We start from the raw sequence: 18,000 nt of genomic DNA on the forward strand, positions 1-18,000 counted from the left end.
GGATTAAGCATGATAAGGGCATCTCTTTTCCCTGATATGTTGTTCAAAATCATCCCTGAAATATCTGAGTGCGCTCTGCAATGGTTCCATGGCACCGGGCGCTAATGCGCAGAAGGTATTGCCGGGACCCATCATTTTGGTATGTGAGCTTAGGATGGCAAGGTCTTCTTCTCTTCCCTCTCCTCGCTCTATCGCCAGCAGCAGTTTCTCCGTCCATGGGAGGCCTTCCCGGCAGGGAGTACAGAAACCGCAGGATTCCTGTGCAAAGAAGTGTTCCAGGTTATGCACGAAACCAACGGGGCAGGTCCTGTCGTCCAGCACCACCATCGTACCCGTGCCTAAGCGGCTGCCTGCTGCGGCCACCCCGGCAAAATCCATTTTGATATCCAGGTGTTCTTCTACCAGGAAGTCCGTAGAGGCGCCGCCGGGTAATACACCCCGAAACCTGTAACCTTCCTGCATGCCGCCTGCATGTTCTTCAATTAATTCCCGCATGGTGATACCCATCGGTAGTTCCCAGGCACCCGGATTCTTTACACGCCCGCTGACGCCGTAGATCTTGGTGCCACCATCATTGGTGCGGCTCAATGACTGAAACCATGCAGCGCCGTTGTTGATGATGTGCGGGATGTAACAAAGTGTTTCCACATTATTCACGATAGTGGGCCTTCCAAATAAACCGCTCACCTGCGGGAAGGGCGGTTTGGAGCGTGGTGTGGCCCTCTTCCCTTCCAGGGAATTCAGCAGGGCTGTTTCTTCTCCGCACATGTATCTTCCCACGCCGGTATGCAAATGCATTTCCAGCGAAAAGTCTGAACCCATTATATTTTTGCCGAGATAACCGGCATCATAGGCTTCCCGGATTGCTTTGCGTATTTCTACCGCCGCCGTTTTATAGGCCCAGCGCAGGAATACGAAAGACTCCGTAGCCTGGATAGCATAAGCAGCCACGATCATACCTTCTATCAGCTGATGCGGGTTACCTTCCAGCAGCCAGCGGTCTTTAAAGGTACCCGGCTCCATTTCATCTGCATTTACCACCAGGTACTTGGGGCCACTTACATTCATCGGTACAAAGCTCCACTTCATGCCGGTGCTGAAACCTGCGCCTCCCCTTCCCTTCATATTCGATTCTTTCACCAGCGTGGTGATCTCCTGTGGTGCCAGGTCCTTCAGCACTTTCCGTACTGACTGATAACCACCCACGGCTTCATATGCACGAAGACCGAGCGGAGGAAAGGTGATATGTTGTGTTAAGGGACGTTCCATATCAGGTATATTTTGCCAGGATGTTTTCCAGTTCTTCTTTCTTCAGGTCGCGGTACAGATCATGGTCTACCATCAGCGCAGGTGCATGATCGCAGGTACCGAGGCAAGGATTGGGAAGTAATGTAAAACGTCCGTCCGGTGTGGTTTGACCGTATTGAATACCGAGTAATTGCACGATCTGCTGGTGCAGTTCTTTGTAGCCCATCACATAACAGCTGATGCTGTCGCAAAGCAGGATAATGTGGCGGCCAACGGGTTGACGAAAGATCAGGTTATAGAAAGTTGCGATGCTGTCCACTTCCTCCGCGCTCATTTCCAGGATATCTGCCACATCCTGGATACCTTCATCAGATACCCATCTGCGGTGGTCCTGTACAATCTTCAATGCTTCAATGCAGGCAGCCTTTTTAACCGGCACCTGCCGGATCTCCTTTTCGATCTGTTCCTTTTCAGAAGTAGTTAACATACGTCATACAAGTTTTAACGATCAATATCAGCCAGCACATAATCCATCGCGCCCAGGATAGATAACATATCCGCTACCGTATATCCGCGACTGATATAAGGCAGCATTTGCATATGCGCGAACGATGGTGTGCGCACCCTCACGCGGTAGGGTGATGTATTGCCGTCGCTCGTGAGATAATAACTGTTCCAGCCTTTGGTGGCCTCTGTAACGATCATGGCTTCGCCGGCTGGTATCACGGGGCCCCAGCTCACATTCAGGAAGTGGTGAATGAGTGTTTCAATATCCTGCATGGTGAACTGTTTGATGGGAGGTGTGGTTAAAGGATGATCTGATTTATACGGCCCTGCAGGCATATTTTCCAGGCATTGTTCTATGATGCGCAGGCTTTGCCACATTTCATTCACCCGCACCTGTGCCCGGTCGTAACAATCGCCGTTCTGCCCTGTGGGAATATCAAAATCGTATTTTTCATATCCGCTGTACGGGCGTTTTTTACGCATATCCCATTCCATGCCGCAAGCACGGAGATTAGGGCCTGTAGCGCCCCAGTCTATTGCTTCTTCCAGTGTGAACACACCAATACCAACCGTACGTGCTTTGAAGAGCGCATTGCGCATCACCATCTTGTCGTACTCCTTTAATTTCTTTGGAAAGTATTTAACGAAGCCGCGCACGAGTGTATCCCATCCGTTGGGCAGGTCCTGCGCCACACCACCGATACGGAACCAGTTGGGATGCATGCGTCCGCCGCAGATAGCTTCTATGATCTCAAAGATGCGTTCCCTGTCTGTGAACATATAGAACACGGGAGAGAGCTGCCCCACATCCTGCGCAAAGGTGCCATACCATACCAGGTGGCTGGCAATGCGGAAAAGTTCGCAGAGCATTACCCTGATCACCTCTGCGCGTTCAGGGATCTGTATCCCTGCGAGCTTTTCAACGGAGAGCAGGTAGGCGAGGTTATTATTCACACCACCCAGGTAATCTATCCTGTCTGTATAAGGAATGTAAGTATGCCAGGATTGCCGTTCTCCCATTTTCTCTGCGCCGCGGTGGTGAAAACCGATATCCGGCACGGCATCCACAATATCTTCTCCATCCAGTTGCAGGATGATGCGCAGTACACCGTGCGTTCCGGGGTGTTGCGGGCCGATGTTGAGGAACATGAAATCAGAATCTTCGCTTTGGCGTTTTAAGCCCCATTCTTCAGGATTAAACTGCAGGGCTGCCTGCTCCCTATCCTCTTTCTCATCAAAGAGGCGGAACGGGCCCATTTCCGTGGCGCGGGCGGGATGCTCCTTGCGGAGCGGATGCCCTTCCCAGGTGACAGGCATGAGGATGCGTTTCAGCAAGGGGTGGCCTTCAAACACAATACCGAACATATCAAACACTTCCCTTTCGTACCAGTTGGCGCAGGGCCAGAGATCTGTACAGCTGGGGTGTTTGGGGTGTTCGCCCCGCAACGCTACTTTTAAACGTACAAACGCATTGCGTTCAAAGGAGAAGAGATGATAAACGAGGGTAAAGTCCCCGGTGCCGTTGTATTTTGCTTTGATGGCACGCTCATCAATGGCAGTAAGGTCGTAGAACATGCGGTAGGGTTGCTCCACATCTGTGCGGAGGTATTCCAGTACGGCAATGATCTTCCCTTGTGGCGTCCAGATGGTGGGCGTCTCATCCCGGGTGAGCTGTTCGTGGAAAATGTTCTCACCGAACCGGGAGCAGAGGGTATTAAAGATGCTCGGGGGCATGATTACATGTTTAATTGAATCAATGCGCCATGCTGATTAGCTTAACCAAGCTTTGGTCCCTTGCTGCAATGAGCTTGTATCAGATTTATATTCTTTCTTCGGGTTCTTTTATTCTTATTACGGATTCTTCATCCAGCACAATGTATTGCGTTTGCCTGCTGATCTTCTGCGCATGTTTCATGAACTTATTCCTGAAACGTGCGGCTGCGGAATGACGGATGGTACCGCCATGACCAAAACACGCAATATCAAAATCAAAGGTGGCTAACTTTTCCAGGCTGTGCTTAGCCAGTTGAAAATCTTCATAGAAGATGGCATATCCCAGCCCCATGATATTGGCAGCTGTGTCTGCTGCAAAGAGTACATTCTTTTGCCCCGGCAGAAAAAAAGCAAGTTGCCCCGCACTGTGCCCGGGCACATGAATAGTATGTATTCCACCGGCAATGTGCAGCCAATCTCCATCATCTATGAGTTCGTCAACAGTAGCAGCGGCGATATCGCCGGAGGCGTTTTTAATGAACAGGTTGTACATCATCTTATTGATGAAACCTGTGAACACCGGCACATCCGGTTTAGGCACAAAACCATTCCTTACATGATCAGCCTCTGCTTCGTGCATATAGATCTTTGCATTGGTTTGTGCTTTCAGTTCAGCTGCCCCGCCGGCATGATCAGGATGACTGTGTGTAAGCAGGATGTGACGCAGATCTCCCGGATCGCGGCCAATGGACCGGATCGCATGCAGGATCTTCACAGCGCTGCCCGGAGTACCGGTATCGATCAATGTCAGTTCTTCATCCTCTATGAGGAAAGCATTGACAGTACCTAAGGGTATCTCATATACGTTTGCAGTGATCCTTTTCAATTTCATATTTCGTCTGTTGTTTTGAAATCTGTCATTTGTTCCCTTTTTTCACGATGCTCTTCCCGCATGGAGATCTTTTCCGGTTTGATCACGCCCTGTTCTCCTATCACCCAGCTGAGCGGGCGTTTTTCTTTTCCTACGGACTGCTGTAACAATACCAGGCCATGCATAAAGGCATCCGGCCTTGGCGGGCAACCCGGCACATACACATCTACGGGTAAGAACTTATCTACGCCCTGCACCACACTGTAAATATCGTACATGCCGCCGGAATTTGCACAGGAACCCATAGAGATCACCCAGCGGGGTTCCATCATCTGTTCGTACAACCGTTTGATGATAGGCGCCATTTTGATGAACACCGTGCCGGCAATGATCATTACATCCGCTTCCCTGGGCGTTCCGCGGATCACTTCCGCTCCGAAACGGGCCAGGTCATATTTCGGCGTCATACCGGTAGCCATTTCCACAAAACAGCAGGACAATCCGAAATGGAAGGGCCACATGGAGTTCTTTCTGCCCCAGGCTACAAGGCTCTCAACAGATGTCAGCATCACACTCTGCCCGAGGGTTTCTTCCATGGAATAGTTACCGGCCTTGCTGGCCACGGCATCTTTAGGTTCAGTTAACCACCACTTCATCTGGAATTGTTTTAGGTGTAGTGTTTGATTGCTTCCGCATCTTCCAATATGCCTTCAGGATCTTCTTTCCATCCGGGCCAAAGTCCAGCGCACCATTGCGCCATTCATATATGAGTACGATCAGTAAAATAAAGATGAAAACAGACACACCGATGAAGCCGGCCCACCCCAGGTCATCAAATGCGATGGCCCATGAGATCACGAAAACGGTCTCAATATCAAAGATCACAAACAACATGGCCACTAAATAAAACTGGGAAGGAAAACGTAACCTGGCGGAACCGGTAGAGAGGATGCCCGATTCATATGCTTCTCCGGTGGCACGATCTTTATGTCGTTGCCCCAGTACGTAGGACAGGCCAAGGATGGCGAGTACCAATACCAATACAATACCTCCAAAAACGAGGAAGGGCCAGGAAGGGTTCATGGCATTTGTTTTATTGTTGTTACCTGTTTAATCCAGCTAATGATTACTCCGATCTGTTGTTTTATTGCAAGGCCATGCTGCTACGATCAGTTCTTCAGATGCAACAATAAAACAATTAGAGAACGCCATCTGCGTTCAAAGTTATCGGAAAGTGCCGGGGCAATGCTGATCATTGCTTACGTGGAAAAAAGGCCTGGCTAGTGGTGAGTGCCGTGTATATAACATTCGAGGTTTTCAATAATATTCTTTTGCTCATCCATGATGTACTTAACCACGTCACCTATGGATATTAAGCCTATCAGTCGACCATTATCGTCAACTACCGGTAAATGCCGTATCCTTTTATCGGTCATTTTACTCATGCAAACTTCTATAGTTTCATCTTCTGTAACAGTTATGGGGTGCTCCGTCATTATTTCACGGATGGTTGTTTCTTTGGAGGCGCGCCCTTTCAGGATCACCCTGCGCGCATAGTCGCGCTCGGAGAAGATACCGAGGAATTTATCTTTGTCTATTACAACTAATGCACCTACGTTTTTGTCTACAAGGACTTTTAGGGCTTCATAAACGGTACTGTCCGGATGCACGGAGTACACTGCATGTCCTTTGCCCACCAAGATGTTTCTGACTCTGCCCATGGTAAGCGGCTTTAGAAAGTGAGTAATTCAATTACGTGAAACTTACTTTAAGTTAATTTTTTTTATCCATAAAATCAAAAAGTAAAGGGGAAAAAGAAGCTACACCTCTCTTTCCCCTTACATGTAACGGTTTACATTTTACATTTTTTACTCCATTGTTCTGTGGCCGGAAATAGTAGCCGCGGTTGTCTGATGCAGGTCAAAAATGAGGACCTCATTCTCTCCGTTCTTCAGCCAGCTTGCAGGACAGTAGAGCCTTTTCTGCGGACCGATCTCCCAGAAACGGCCAAGATTATGACCATTTACCCATACAATTCCTTTCTTATATGCACTCACATCAATGAAAGTATCTCCTGTTTTTGCCAGTTGAAAGCTGCCTTTGAAATACTGACCAGGTTTATCTGCTGCTGCCTGGGATGCTTTCAATGTATGAATGAATGCATCATTCATAGGCAACCCATATACTTCCCAGTTCATCAGCGTCATACCATTCAATACCACACGGTCTGTGATCCCTTTACGATCTATGAGGTACTGTGCAAAATTGATACGCCCCATGCCCTCCACGAGGATCTCCAGCACAGGATCTTTTACATCGCTCTTCGGAATACTGATGGTGTTTTCGCCTAACCTTCGGTCCAGCTTACCAATGTATTTTCCGTTCAGATAAACAGTAGCGTAATCATGCAGATCTGTAATGGTGAGCTTTCCGCTCTTGTGACCAATGAGCTTAGTTTTATACACCATGAAACCATAATCCTGCCCGTATGCTTCAAATGTTTTAGGCTGTACGGATGGAATGGCCTGCGGCAGGTGTTCCCAGATACTGGTATAAGGTTGCAGCTGTACATCAGGGAAAGTGATGGTGGGTATAGCAGCGGGGATCTTAGGCAGCTTTTTTCCTTTTGGCAGGTAAGAACCGATCAGGTTACGCAGTGCATTATATTTAGCGGTGGTATCTCCATTCTCATTGATAGGTGCATCGTAATCATAGCTGGTAAGGTCCGGCTCGTAACCTTTACCACCTGAGTTAGCGCCGGCAGTAAAACCAAAGTTCGTTCCACCATGGATCACATAAAAGTTAAAGGACTTTTTATTATCCAGCAGGTATTTGATCTCTTTTACAATGCCATCAATACCCGGCCTTGCCCATTTTTCTCCCCAATGTGTTAACCATCCGGGATAAGATTCACTGCTGAAAGAAGGTACATCTGGGTTCTGGCGTGCTGCTGCTGCAAAGTCAGCATCAGAGCCGCCTGAGTCCAAACCTATTGCTGCGCCGGGAATAGAGCCGGCTTCCAGCATATAAGCAGTAGGCCCATCTGCGGTGTAATAAGGAACATTAATACCATTCTGGTCCCAGAGCTCTTTCAAACGAAGCAGGTAATTCTTATCATTCCCAAAGCTGCCGTATTCGTTTTCTACCTGTACCATTAAGATGGGACCACCATTTGTTACCTGCAGGCTTTTCACTTCATTCGCCAGTGCTTTCACATAACGCTCAACAGCTGCCATATAACGGGGATCAAGGCAACGCACCTTGATATCAGGGATACGCAGCAGGTAAGGCGGCAATCCGCCAAACTCCCATTCTGCGCATACATAAGGGCCGGGGCGGAATAACACCCACATGTTCTCCTCCTGGCAGATCTTTACAAATTCTGCAATGTTGCGGTTCTCTGTTTTAAAATCGAAAGTGCCTTCCGTGCTTTCATGATAGTTCCAGAAGATATAAGCGGCAATGGTATTACAGCCCATGGCCTTTGCCATCTGGATGCGGTGCCGCCAGTATTCTTTCGGAATGCGGGCAGGATGCATTTCTCCGCTGATCAGTTGATAAGGTTTACCATCCAGCAGGAAATCTGATTTACTTAAAGCAAATGTGTGCGGCTTTCGGTCAGCCTGTGCCTGTGCCATAAAGCAGGAGACTGCCAGGCAGGTAGTTAAGAGTAGCTTTTTCATTATTTATTACAACGGTATTGAGCCGTAAATCTATTAAATATTCCCCTTCTTTAATTCAGAAACCGCATGATCTGCCGCCCTGGCTGTTAATGCCATATAGGTGATAGAAGGGTTCTGGCAGGCAGAAGAAGCCATACAGGCACCATCAGAAATAAACACATTCTTTACGGCATGCACCTGGTTAAATCCGTTGAGTACAGAAGTTTTGGGATCGCGCCCCATCCTGGCAGTGCCCATTTCGTGGATACAATGGCCGGGAGGTGGCATTTCATCATTTCCTCCCACATTCTTCAGGCCTGCGGCTTCCAGCATTTCTTTTGCACTTTCCAGCATATCCTTGCGCATGGCCATTTCATTCTCCCTGAAGTTACAGTCAATATCCAAAGTGGGTAATCCCCATTTATCTTTCTTCTCTTTATTCAGGCGGACTGTGTTATCTGCATAAGGCAAATGTTCTCCCCATGCACCGATCCACATGCCCCAATGCCCTGGTTCCGTATTGGATTCTTTCAGGGTAACGCCAATACCGTCCATTTCACTGTGGCGGCCGCGGGAAGCGCCTCCCTGGTAGCCAAAACCGCGTACGTAATCATTACGTTTGGTAGCTTCGCTGATATTGCGGAAGCGGGGAATGTAAATGCCATTCGCTCTTCTGCCGTACAGGTATTGGTCTTCAAACCCTTCAAAAGTACCGCCTGCACCCACACCAAAGTGATGGTCCATCAGGTTGCGGCCTACCTGGTCGCTGTCGTTACCAAGGCCGGTGGGGAATCGTTTGGATACCGAATTAAGTAATATGGAAGCCGTGCCTAATGTGGAAGCATTCAGGAAAATGATCTTTGCGTAATACTCTATCACCTCTTTGGTTTCCGCATCCATGATCCTGACACCTTTTGCTTTCTGCGTGGCATCGTCAAAGATCACTTCCAGCACAATAGAGAATGGGCGCAGCGTCATATTACCCGTGGCCGCCGCTGCCGGCAGCGTGGATGCATTGCTGCTGAAATAAGCACCAAAGGGGCAGCCACGTGCGCAACGGTCCCTGTACTGGCAGGTACCACGGGTACTGCCTTCCAATGCCTTTGTAATATGCGCAACACGACCAATCGTCATGATCCTGTCCTTATATGTTTCTTTGATCCTGGCAGCCACGTGTTTTTCCAGGCAGTTCATTTCCATCGGCGGCAGGAACTCTCCATCCGGCAATTGCGGCAAACCTTCTGCCTGCCCGCTGATGCCGGCAAATTTTTCTACGTAACTGTACCAGGGTGCAATGTCTTTATAACGGATAGGCCAGTCTACACCATGACCATCTTTAGCATTCGCTTCAAAGTCAATATCGCTCCAGCGGTACACCTGGCGGCCCCACATCAGTGACCTTCCACCTACATGATTTCCGCGCAGCCAGTTAAAGGGTTTTACCTCATTGTAAGGATTCTCTTTATCGTTCACCCAGAAATCCTGTGTGGCTTCATCAAATGCATAACAACGGCTCTGGATAGGATGTTTATCCTTCATTTCGTTGGATTGCCAGCCGCCATGTTTAAAATCCCAGGGGTTCCAGTTGGCCGTTTTATAATCTTTGATGTGCTCTACATTACGGCCTCTTTCCAGTACAAGGGTCTTCAGCCCTTTTTCGCTCAGTTCTTTGGCAGCCCAGCCGCCGCTGATACCGGAGCCTACAACAATAGCGTCGTAGGTGTTTTCTTTTTCTGCTTTGATGTTCAGGTTCATGTAAACGTGGTTATAAAAATAAAGAGCCGCTTATAGGGCGGCTCTTTAAATAATTAAAGTATTTCCTTACCCCTGATACAGGATCAGATATTTCCTTTTTTCAGTTCTTTCACCGCATAGTCCGCTGCCCTGGCAGTTAAGGCCATGTAAGTGAGCGAAGGGTTCACACAGGAGGCAGAGGTCATAGCCGCGCCATCTGTTACGAACACGTTCTTCACGGAATGCACCTGGTTCCATTCATTGAGGATGGAAGTTTTAGGATCACGGCCCATCCGTGCGGTACCCATTTCATGGATAGCCATACCGGGATAAGACCCGTTATCATACCCCTTCACATTCTTAATGCCTGCAGCTTCCAACATTTCCACTGCGTCATTCATCATGTCCTTACGCATTTTCATTTCATTCTCTTTGAACTCTGCGTGGAAGCGCAATACTGGCTGGCCCCATGCATCTTTCTGAGAATTATCCAGTGCAACGTAGTTATCTTCATAAGGCAGGCATTCTCCGAAACCACCCATACCCATGCTCCATTGGCCTGGTTCGGTGAGCATTTCCTTGAAGTCTTTACCTACTCCCATTTCAGCAACGCCCCTGCTCCATCCGCCACGGTTAGCACCACCCTGGTAGCCAAAGCCGCGGATATAATCCCGTTTATCGCCATTGAGGTTACGGTAGCGCGGAATGTAGATACCATTCGGACGGCGGCCATAGAAGTATTTATCATCATATCCTTCCGCAATACCGGATGCACCTATCTTAAAGTGATGGTCCATCAGGTATTTACCCAATACACCACTATCATTACCCAGCCCGTTCGGGAAACGGCTGGAAATAGAGTTCATTAATACAAAAGTAGAGCCCAGCGTGGAACCATTCACAAAGATGATCTTTGCATAGAACTCCACCATTTCTTTGGTGTGTTTGTCGATCACCCTTACACCGGTTGCCTTCCCTGCTTTTTCATCATATATGATGGAGTTTACGATGGAATCAGGACGAAGCGTGAGGTTACCGGTTGCTACCGCAGCAGGCAGTGTAGAAGATTGCGTGCTGAAGTATCCACCAAACGGACAGCCTCTGCTGCAAAGGTTCCTGAACTGGCATTTGGTACGGCCGGGCAATGCTTCTGTGATATTGGCCACACGGCCCATGGTGATCTTGCGGTTCTTAAAGGCAGATTCCACTTTAGCCTTCACATCCTTTTCCACGCAGTTCATGGGCATGGCAGGCTGGAACTGGCCATCGGGTAATTGCGGTAAACCTTCCGCCTGGCCGCTGATACCCGCAAAACGTTCTACATAATCATACCAGGGAGCAATATCTTTATAACGGATAGGCCAGTCTACGGCAATACCGTCTTTGAGGTTTGCTTCAAAATCCATGTCGCTCAGGCGGTAGCTCTGGCGGCCCCACATGATGGATTTACCGCCTACGATGTCCGGGCGGTACCAGTCGAAGCGTTTGTCCTCCTTATAAGGGCTTTCGCTGTCGTTGATCCAGTATTTTTCGTTGTGTTCGCTATATGGATAATCGCGGATCAGTTTCTCGTGGGTTTTCTTTTGCTCCTGCGTGATCTTTCCGCGGTGCTCGAATTCCCAGGGATTTTTAGTAGCCGTTTCATATTTGCCGTGTTCCAGGTTCTTACCCCGGTCCAGCATTAAAACTTTCAATCCTTTTTCAGTGAGCTCTTTTGCAGCCCATCCGCCACTTACGCCTGAGCCAATTACGATGGCATCAAACGTATGCTGGTCCTGTGCTTTTATGTTCAGGTTCATTACGGTAATTGTTAGAAGAAATTAGAAAAAATTATGCCCAGGCCTTGTCGCCTTTCTTGTATGGCACACAGCCATCGTACCTTCCGGGAACGGCTACATAACGCAGTGCTTTGGTAACACCTGGTTCAGACGTAAAGTACCCCAGCAGCGTAAGCTCCTTCATGTACTGGAAGTAATGAACAGGGTCATCCTTCTTTTTGTCTTTGCGTTTGTTGTATTCCACTCTTTCCTTATCGATGGCGGTTAAAAGCTCAGTACGTTGTTTAGGCGTAATGTCCATGAAAGATTTAGAGAATTGCTTTTTGCTTTCCTCATTTACTTTGTTCAGGCCATCCGTGAATTCTTTCTGTGCTTTTTCGTCATAGCAGTCACCCACCATTACGAGGATAAAGTCTTCCACTTTTGCGGCTTTGGCGCCGGGGGTAGAAGTTTCGGGAATAATTGTTTCGGCAATCTCTGCCAGCAAGGCCTTGGTTTCCGGCGTTTGCAGGGTATAATTTTTGGGCCCGGAGCTGGTGCATCCCTCCAGAGCCGCTAACGTGGAAGCAGAAAGTGCTGTTCCCATGAGGATAGCAACATTCCTGATAGCATCTCTTCTGTTCATGATAGTAAATTGATTTGACCTTTATGACCGTCCGGTAAGTTTCGAAAAAAAATCGAGATTCCAAAATAAAATGGGACCTCCGGGAACAATAGTGTGTAATTTTAACACAAAGAGGAGAAAACAGGCCTTAAAACTGGTGTTGAAGTATAGCCCACCCGTACCAATCCCGTAGCAATCCCGTAGCAATCCCGTATCATTCCCGTATCCATCCCGTATCAAGGTGGGGTACCTGTCAAAAAAGCAGTTTCTTTCTGCCATAAAAAAAGAGGCTGATCCAGCCTCTTTATATAATTTCTGCAGATAGTTAGTTTAGTTACCTGAAGCGGTTTTCGTTTGTGCCAGGGACCCAGGAATAGCCTGGGTATTGGTGTGTACATATTTCCCCTGGCTGTTCACCAGGATCACCGGCAGTTTCCTGTTCTTTTCAAAGTAATCGTACGCTGCTTTCAGGTTCAGCCAGAATTTCTGTGAATCATTATCCGTCAGGGAAATGCTGCCCAGGTAGTCCATAGACCGGGCGTTGCCGAAACGCACGGGGAACACATGTACAGGAATGAAATCCTGCCCGCTGTTCTTAGCGTTAACGGCCATGATATATACTTCTTCAATGAATTCATCTGTTAAAGGGATACATCCGATGGTCAGACAGTTACCATGGATATAGATATCTCCACCGGGCTTTTTAGGGTCGCTGAGGATCCTGTCTGAGTAGTTCGGATAGTTGATACCCAAAGAGAGGTGAAAGCTGCTGTTGGGGTTAAAATCATTGATATAATAGAACCCTTCCGGCACCTGGCGGTCTCCTTCTTTACGTTTAGGCCCCATTTTACCGGAGAGGGTGCAAACACGGTAGGTTTTGAGCAGGCTGAAGGTGTCTGTTACATTGTTCCTTACCCAGATCTCCAGTTCACTGTCCAGCTTAAAGGAGCGGATATAGATCTGTTTAGCCGGGTAACTCAGGCCTTTTTTAGCGAACTCCTTTTTAATGGATTCTTCCTTCTCACGGAATGCCTCCCCTACTCTCGGGAACAGTTTCTGATTCTCGAGGAATGATTGTTGCGCCTGTACATTCGCAGCGCCCATCAGGATAATAATGCCAAATAAAATACGCTTCATATGTTTTAAGCTTTCCCAGGTCCTAAGCCAGGTAATAATACGCCAGGTAGAACAGTACAAATGCAAAAATAATATATATTATTGAACCAACCTTGCGGTTTGCAAAACGGAGTACGTAATGCCGTTGGCCCGCGAAGATCAGATAAGCGGTTAAAAGTTGTAAAAGCCCCGCTAAAATGAACAAATACCCGAATAAATCTCTTAAATCCATAGATATAAACGTTAAAATTAAGGATTTAGTGGCTAAAGTACTGTTAAATAAGGAAAAAATAAAAACCACAGAGCTGAAATGCCCTGTGGTTAAGTGTTTGGTTTGGTATCACAAATTGTGATACCAGATCAAACCCTCTGTGAGCCTGGTATTTCAAACCCTATTAATGTGCGGGTGGCCTGTGGTGGCCTGATTAACTGCTCCAGAGAATCAAAGATCTGATCAAATTTAGTATCGTACTCTGTTCTCATGGACCTCAGGATATCTAAGATATCATGGTAGTTAATGGCCATTTTTCGCAAGGCTACAAAAGCCCTCATAATAGCGATATTGGTCCCTATCGCCTTTTCACTTTTCAGAACGGAAGAAAGCATGGCCACGCCGGCTTCCGTAAATGCAAATGGAGCAGAACCACCCAATTGTTTCCTGTCCAATATTACATTTTGTGATACCAGCAGGTCCATGTCCGCGTCTGATAACTCGATCATAAAATCGTCAGGGAACCGGTCCAGGTTCCTGCGGACAGCTTGTTTCAGCACCCTGGTCTGTATACCATACAGTTCCGCAAGGTGTACATCCAGTAATACCCTTTGATTGCGCACGATCACAATGTGCTTCAGTATCTTTTCTTCCGGTATGAGTAATTGCTTCATACGCCTGGCACGAGCAGTGCCCCCTGCTGCAGTTTTCTTTGCCATAGGTTAACAAACATTTATTAAGGTTAAAAACAATGCCTGCAATGTAAAACTAAAATTGATCACAGACAAAAAGGGCCACCTTTTTACAGGTGGCCCGGCCGGGATTGATATTTGTTGTAACCCTGAAATTATAAGTTGCCTCTCAGCTCCTGTTCCCTTTCAATTGATTCGAAGAGTGCTTTGAAATTGCCTTTTCCAAAGGATTTGGCGCCCTTCCGCTGAATGATCTCGAAGAAAACAGTAGGCCTGTCCTGCAGGGGTTTGGTAAAGATCTGCAGCAGGTAGCCTTCATCATCCCTGTCTACCAGGATGCCCAGGTCCTGCAGTGGTTGCAGGTCTTCATCGATCTTACCTACCCTTTGCAGTAAGGTTTCATAATAAGATGAAGGAACACTCAGGAATTCTATTCCCCTTTTTTGCAGTTCGCTTACCGTATGCACGATATCATTTGTGGCAATAGCTACGTGCTGCACGCCGGGGCCGCCGTAGAAGTCCAGGTATTCTTCAATCTGTGATTTTTTCTTTCCTTCAGCAGGCTCATTGATAGGGAATTTAATACGGCCATTGCCGTTACTCATTACCTTACTCATCAATGCGGAATATTCCGTGGAGATATCTTTATCGTCAAAGGAAACGAGGTTATGAAAACCCATGGTCTTAGCATAGAAATCCACCCAGGTGTTCATTTCATTCCATCCTACATTTCCTACGCAATGGTCTACGTATTCCAGGCCCGTTGGTAAAGGCTGATAAGAACTTTGCCATGGCCTGAAACCAGGCAGGAAAGTACCCTGGTAGTTCTTACGTTCTATGAAGAGGTGAACGGTTTCTCCGTACGTATGAATACCGCTGCGCACCACTTCTCCAAATTCATCTTTTTCTACTACGGGTTCCAGGTATGGTTTCGCGCCACGTTTAACGGTTTCCTCAAATGCAGCGCGCGCATCATCCACCCAAATGGCCAGTACTTTTACACCATCCCCGTGCTCATCCACATGACGGGAAATTTCTGTTCCCTGGCGCAGGGAAGTAGTGAGTACAAAGCGAAGTTTATTTTGCACCAGCACATAGGAAACGCGGTCTTTCACGCCGGTTTCGGGGCCTGCGTAGGCCAATGACTGAAAGCCAAAAGCTGTTTTATAGAAATGAGCTGCCTGTTTTGCATTACCTACATAAAACTCTACGTAATCGGTTCCGTTGAGCGGTAGGAAATCTTCTTGGTTTTGCGCCTGTTTAGGAGATACTACTGCAGTGTTCATAATAAAAAGGATTGTTTTGGTGTTGATGTATTTATACTAAGGTTAAAGCATGTAAGTGCTTGTTGATAAAATCTATTTCTTCCGGTGCCAGTTTAATATCGATCGCCTTTGCATTCTGAACGGCCTGGCCTGCATCCCTTGCACCTACCAGCGCAACGGTGATGCCGGGGCGCTCAATCGTCCAGCGGATCACTAACTGGGCCAGCGTGGCATTCTTTGTTTCTGCCAGCGGTTTGATCAATCCCAGGAATGCATTGATCCGTGCAATGTTATCCGGCTGATAGAATTTAGTGCCGGGGCGGTGATCTCCTTCTCCAAACTGGTGACCAGGTTTGATCTTACCGGTTAAGATCCCGCGCTGCAGCGGGCTGTAAGCGAGTATGCCTTTTTTATTTTCGATGCAATAGGGCACCAGTTCCTTTTCTATAGTACGCTCTACCATACTGAAAGGCACCTGGTTGGAAGCGAGGGAAAGCACGCTTTCTGCCCGTTCCATCTGCGCAGCATTGTAGTTGCATACACCGGCAGCACGGATCTTTCCCTGCTCCTGCAAGCGTAATACCGCTTCAAAGGTTTCTTCAATAGGTGTTGTTTCATCTGCCCAGTGGATCTGGTACAGATCAATATAGTCCGTGCGAAGGCGGCGGAGACTGTCCTCACATTCTTTGATCACATGCTCTTTGCCGGCATACTTATAGATATCAATGTCCTTATTGCTGTTATCCTTACTCTTAAAGTAGAACTGCCCCTTGCTGCCTTCCCATGTAAGCCCGAATTTGGTCAGGACCTGTACCTTATCCCTGGCGATGCCTTCCAGCGCTTCTCCCACAATCTCTTCACTGGTACCCATGCCGTAGATGGGAGCGGTATCAATAGAAGTTACGCCCTGGTCGATGGAAGCCCTGATGGCTTCCCTGGCGTCTTTGCGCTCTGTGCCGCCCCACATCCATCCTCCAATGGCCCATGCGCCAAAAGTGATGGCGGAAACCTGGAGATCGCTTTGCCCGAGTTGTCTGTATTCCATGCTTAGATTTTTTATTTTATTCTGCCCAGCTCATTACGTATTGCTGGTCTTCAATGTCGAGTGCTTCTCTGGTGATCTGTAAAGGATGAAAAGTATCTACCATCACCGCCAGTTCTTTTGTTTCTTTTGCACCTATGCTTTTTTCCACCGCGCCCGGATGCGGACCATGCGGGATACCTGCCGGATGCAGGGTGATCATACCGCGGGTAACATGTTTACGGCTCATGAAATCACCATCTACATAATACAGTACTTCATCACTGTCTATATTACTGTGATTATAAGGGGCCGGAACAGCCAGCGGATGATAATCAAATAAACGCGGGCAGAAGGAGCATACCACAAAGTTGTTCCCCTCAAAGGTCTGATGCACCGGCGGCGGCTGATGCACGCGGCCTGTGATCGGCTCAAAATCGTGAATGGAAAAGGCATAAGGGTATTCACATCCATCCCATCCTACCACATCAAAAGGATGATGCCCGTAATGGATAGGATACATGATGCCTTTCTTTTTAATGAGGATGGTGAAATCCCCTGCCTGGTCTACTGTTTCCAGGTGTTGCGGCTGGCGGATATCCCGTTCGCAGAAAGGTGCGTTTTCCAGCAGCTGCCCGTAGTGGCTGAGGTAACGTTTGGGAAAACGGATGGGGCTGAAAGATTCCACAATGAACAAACGGTTATCTGTATTGAAGAATTCCAGCTGATAGATAGTACCGCGTGGGATCACGAGATAATCGCCATATCCGAATTCCAGCATGCCGTATTGGGAATGCAGGATGCCGCTGCCTTCATGAACGAACAGCAGTTCATCTGCATCTGCATTTTTATAAAAGTAATCTTTGGTGCTGTGCTGTGGCGCAGCGAGTGAAATATGTACATCATTATTCACCAGTACCGGCTTGCGGCTTTTCAGGTAATCGCTTTCCGGTTTTATGGAAAAGCCCTGGAAGCTGCGGTGTTTCAGCATTTTCTCTTCCGCTACATGCGGCATCACACTGTAAGGTTCATCTACCTTCACGATCTCCGTAGGCGGGTGGCAGTGATACAACAGGGAATAATGGGAAGAAAAGCCTTCCGTGGAAAAGAGCTGCTCGGAATACAATTTACCATCCGGTTTACGGAACTGCGTATGCCGCTTATGCGGGATCTGCCCAAGCTTGTGGTACTGTGGCATAATGGGTTTAATTAGCGTATTAATAATAAAGCCGGAACATCGGCAATACATTAATAACAGATTGAATTAAAAAAAGATGGAAAACAGAGAAGATTATAAGGACGAATCCATGGCCAGAGTAGCCATGAGGCAGCAGTAATTGCTTTGTGTACTATATGACAGCATTGAATGCATGAGGCCTTAAAATTACAGTTATTTTTTATAAAACAAGGAAAAGTTTTAAATGGGATGAGCGCCTTGCTTAAAGGTGAATTTGTCACAATATTGTCTGAATATACTTACATTCTTATCAGTGCAATTCCTGTAAAACGCTCTATCATAGCGTAAAAAGGGAGGAATCCATCTTTTTTAGATATTTTCTAAATCTGAAATAACCATTT

The 18,000-nt window shown here is 47.5% G+C and carries 16 protein-coding genes; all 16 read right to left on the reverse strand.

The window, feature by feature from the left end:
* Positions 1–3: 3 nt before the first annotated feature.
* Positions 4–1,269 carry an NADH-quinone oxidoreductase subunit NuoF gene (gene nuoF / locus BUR42_RS09440; protein WP_074238990.1) on the reverse strand — a complete coding sequence of 422 codons (1,266 nt, stop codon included), beginning with the start codon at positions 1,267–1,269 and terminating at the stop codon, positions 4–6.
* A 1-nt stretch (position 1,270) separates the two neighbouring features.
* A complete protein-coding gene (gene nuoE, locus BUR42_RS09445) occupies positions 1,271–1,735 on the reverse strand; it encodes an NADH-quinone oxidoreductase subunit NuoE (protein WP_074238991.1) in 465 nt (154 codons plus the stop codon).
* Positions 1,736–1,749: 14 nt separating this feature from the next.
* Complete coding sequence (gene nuoC, locus BUR42_RS09450) at positions 1,750–3,489, reverse strand: NADH-quinone oxidoreductase subunit C/D (RefSeq protein WP_074238992.1); 1,740 nt, start codon at positions 3,487–3,489, stop codon at positions 1,750–1,752.
* Between the two features lie 85 nt (positions 3,490–3,574).
* Complete coding sequence (locus tag BUR42_RS09455; RefSeq protein ID WP_074238993.1) at positions 3,575–4,360, reverse strand: MBL fold metallo-hydrolase; 786 nt, start codon at positions 4,358–4,360, stop codon at positions 3,575–3,577.
* Positions 4,357–4,995, reverse strand: a complete 639-nt coding sequence (locus tag BUR42_RS09460) for an NADH-quinone oxidoreductase subunit B (protein ID WP_074238994.1) — start codon at positions 4,993–4,995, stop codon at positions 4,357–4,359. Before BUR42_RS09460 ends, BUR42_RS09455 begins: the two co-directional genes overlap by 4 nt.
* Positions 4,976–5,422: an NADH-quinone oxidoreductase subunit A gene (locus BUR42_RS09465; protein ID WP_074238995.1), complete on the reverse strand. Its 447-nt coding sequence runs from the start codon at positions 5,420–5,422 to the stop codon at positions 4,976–4,978. The genes BUR42_RS09460 and BUR42_RS09465 overlap by 20 nt, the downstream gene beginning before the upstream one ends.
* A 197-nt stretch (positions 5,423–5,619) precedes the next feature.
* Positions 5,620–6,036, reverse strand: a complete 417-nt coding sequence (locus tag BUR42_RS09470; RefSeq protein WP_234979644.1) for a CBS domain-containing protein — start codon at positions 6,034–6,036, stop codon at positions 5,620–5,622.
* Positions 6,037–6,207: 171 nt separating this feature from the next.
* Positions 6,208–8,022 (reverse strand): glycoside hydrolase family 35 protein, encoded by a 1,815-nt coding sequence (locus BUR42_RS09475; protein WP_074238997.1) that lies wholly within the window; start codon positions 8,020–8,022, stop codon positions 6,208–6,210.
* Positions 8,023–8,055: 33 nt separating this feature from the next.
* Positions 8,056–9,756, reverse strand: coding sequence for a GMC oxidoreductase (locus tag BUR42_RS09480; RefSeq protein WP_074238998.1), 1,701 nt, complete (start codon positions 9,754–9,756; stop codon positions 8,056–8,058).
* 83 nt (positions 9,757–9,839) lie between these two features.
* On the reverse strand, positions 9,840–11,534 hold the full coding sequence (locus BUR42_RS09485; RefSeq protein WP_074238999.1) for a GMC oxidoreductase: 1,695 nt from the start codon (positions 11,532–11,534) through the stop codon (positions 9,840–9,842).
* A gap of 31 nt (positions 11,535–11,565) precedes the next feature.
* On the reverse strand, positions 11,566–12,138 hold the full coding sequence (locus BUR42_RS09490; RefSeq protein ID WP_074239000.1) for a gluconate 2-dehydrogenase subunit 3 family protein: 573 nt from the start codon (positions 12,136–12,138) through the stop codon (positions 11,566–11,568).
* A 309-nt stretch (positions 12,139–12,447) separates the two neighbouring features.
* Entirely contained in the window at positions 12,448–13,254 is an 807-nt protein-coding gene (locus tag BUR42_RS09495; RefSeq protein WP_074239001.1) for a L,D-transpeptidase family protein, read from the reverse strand.
* A gap of 339 nt (positions 13,255–13,593) precedes the next feature.
* Complete coding sequence (locus BUR42_RS09505) at positions 13,594–14,163, reverse strand: ORF6N domain-containing protein (protein ID WP_084185479.1); 570 nt, start codon at positions 14,161–14,163, stop codon at positions 13,594–13,596.
* A 128-nt stretch (positions 14,164–14,291) separates the two neighbouring features.
* Complete coding sequence (gene hppD / locus BUR42_RS09510; RefSeq protein WP_074239003.1) at positions 14,292–15,422, reverse strand: 4-hydroxyphenylpyruvate dioxygenase; 1,131 nt, start codon at positions 15,420–15,422, stop codon at positions 14,292–14,294.
* Positions 15,423–15,453: 31 nt separating this feature from the next.
* The gene (locus tag BUR42_RS09515) at positions 15,454–16,446 is read right to left on the reverse strand and encodes an aldo/keto reductase (RefSeq protein ID WP_074239004.1); all 993 of its coding nucleotides are present in this window, start codon (positions 16,444–16,446) and stop codon (positions 15,454–15,456) included.
* A 16-nt stretch (positions 16,447–16,462) separates the two neighbouring features.
* The gene (locus BUR42_RS09520; RefSeq protein ID WP_074239005.1) at positions 16,463–17,620 is read right to left on the reverse strand and encodes a homogentisate 1,2-dioxygenase; all 1,158 of its coding nucleotides are present in this window, start codon (positions 17,618–17,620) and stop codon (positions 16,463–16,465) included.
* Positions 17,621–18,000: the final 380 nt, after the last annotated feature.

The sequence above is a fragment of the Chitinophaga niabensis genome (genome assembly GCF_900129465.1).
GTDB classification, from domain to species: Bacteria; Bacteroidota; Bacteroidia; order Chitinophagales; family Chitinophagaceae; genus Chitinophaga; species Chitinophaga niabensis.

Coding starts and splice junctions, on each gene's coding strand:
- BUR42_RS09485 (WP_074238999.1), bottom strand. CDS start 11,534: ATGAACCTGAACATAAAAGCACAGGACCAGCATACGTTTGATGCCATC.
- BUR42_RS09515 (WP_074239004.1), bottom strand. CDS start 16,446: ATGGAATACAGACAACTCGGGCAAAGCGATCTCCAGGTTTCCGCCATC.
- nuoE (WP_074238991.1), bottom strand. CDS start 1,735: ATGTTAACTACTTCTGAAAAGGAACAGATCGAAAAGGAGATCCGGCAG.
- BUR42_RS09465 (WP_074238995.1), bottom strand. CDS start 5,422: ATGAACCCTTCCTGGCCCTTCCTCGTTTTTGGAGGTATTGTATTGGTA.
- BUR42_RS09495 (WP_074239001.1), bottom strand. CDS start 13,254: ATGAAGCGTATTTTATTTGGCATTATTATCCTGATGGGCGCTGCGAAT.
- BUR42_RS09475 (WP_074238997.1), bottom strand. CDS start 8,022: ATGAAAAAGCTACTCTTAACTACCTGCCTGGCAGTCTCCTGCTTTATG.
- BUR42_RS09505 (WP_084185479.1), bottom strand. CDS start 14,163: ATGGCAAAGAAAACTGCAGCAGGGGGCACTGCTCGTGCCAGGCGTATG.
- BUR42_RS09520 (WP_074239005.1), bottom strand. CDS start 17,620: ATGCCACAGTACCACAAGCTTGGGCAGATCCCGCATAAGCGGCATACG.
- hppD (WP_074239003.1), bottom strand. CDS start 15,422: ATGAACACTGCAGTAGTATCTCCTAAACAGGCGCAAAACCAAGAAGAT.
- BUR42_RS09460 (WP_074238994.1), bottom strand. CDS start 4,995: ATGAAGTGGTGGTTAACTGAACCTAAAGATGCCGTGGCCAGCAAGGCC.
- BUR42_RS09490 (WP_074239000.1), bottom strand. CDS start 12,138: ATGAACAGAAGAGATGCTATCAGGAATGTTGCTATCCTCATGGGAACA.
- BUR42_RS09455 (WP_074238993.1), bottom strand. CDS start 4,360: ATGAAATTGAAAAGGATCACTGCAAACGTATATGAGATACCCTTAGGT.
- nuoC (WP_074238992.1), bottom strand. CDS start 3,489: ATGCCCCCGAGCATCTTTAATACCCTCTGCTCCCGGTTCGGTGAGAAC.
- BUR42_RS09480 (WP_074238998.1), bottom strand. CDS start 9,756: ATGAACCTGAACATCAAAGCAGAAAAAGAAAACACCTACGACGCTATT.
- nuoF (WP_074238990.1), bottom strand. CDS start 1,269: ATGGAACGTCCCTTAACACAACATATCACCTTTCCTCCGCTCGGTCTT.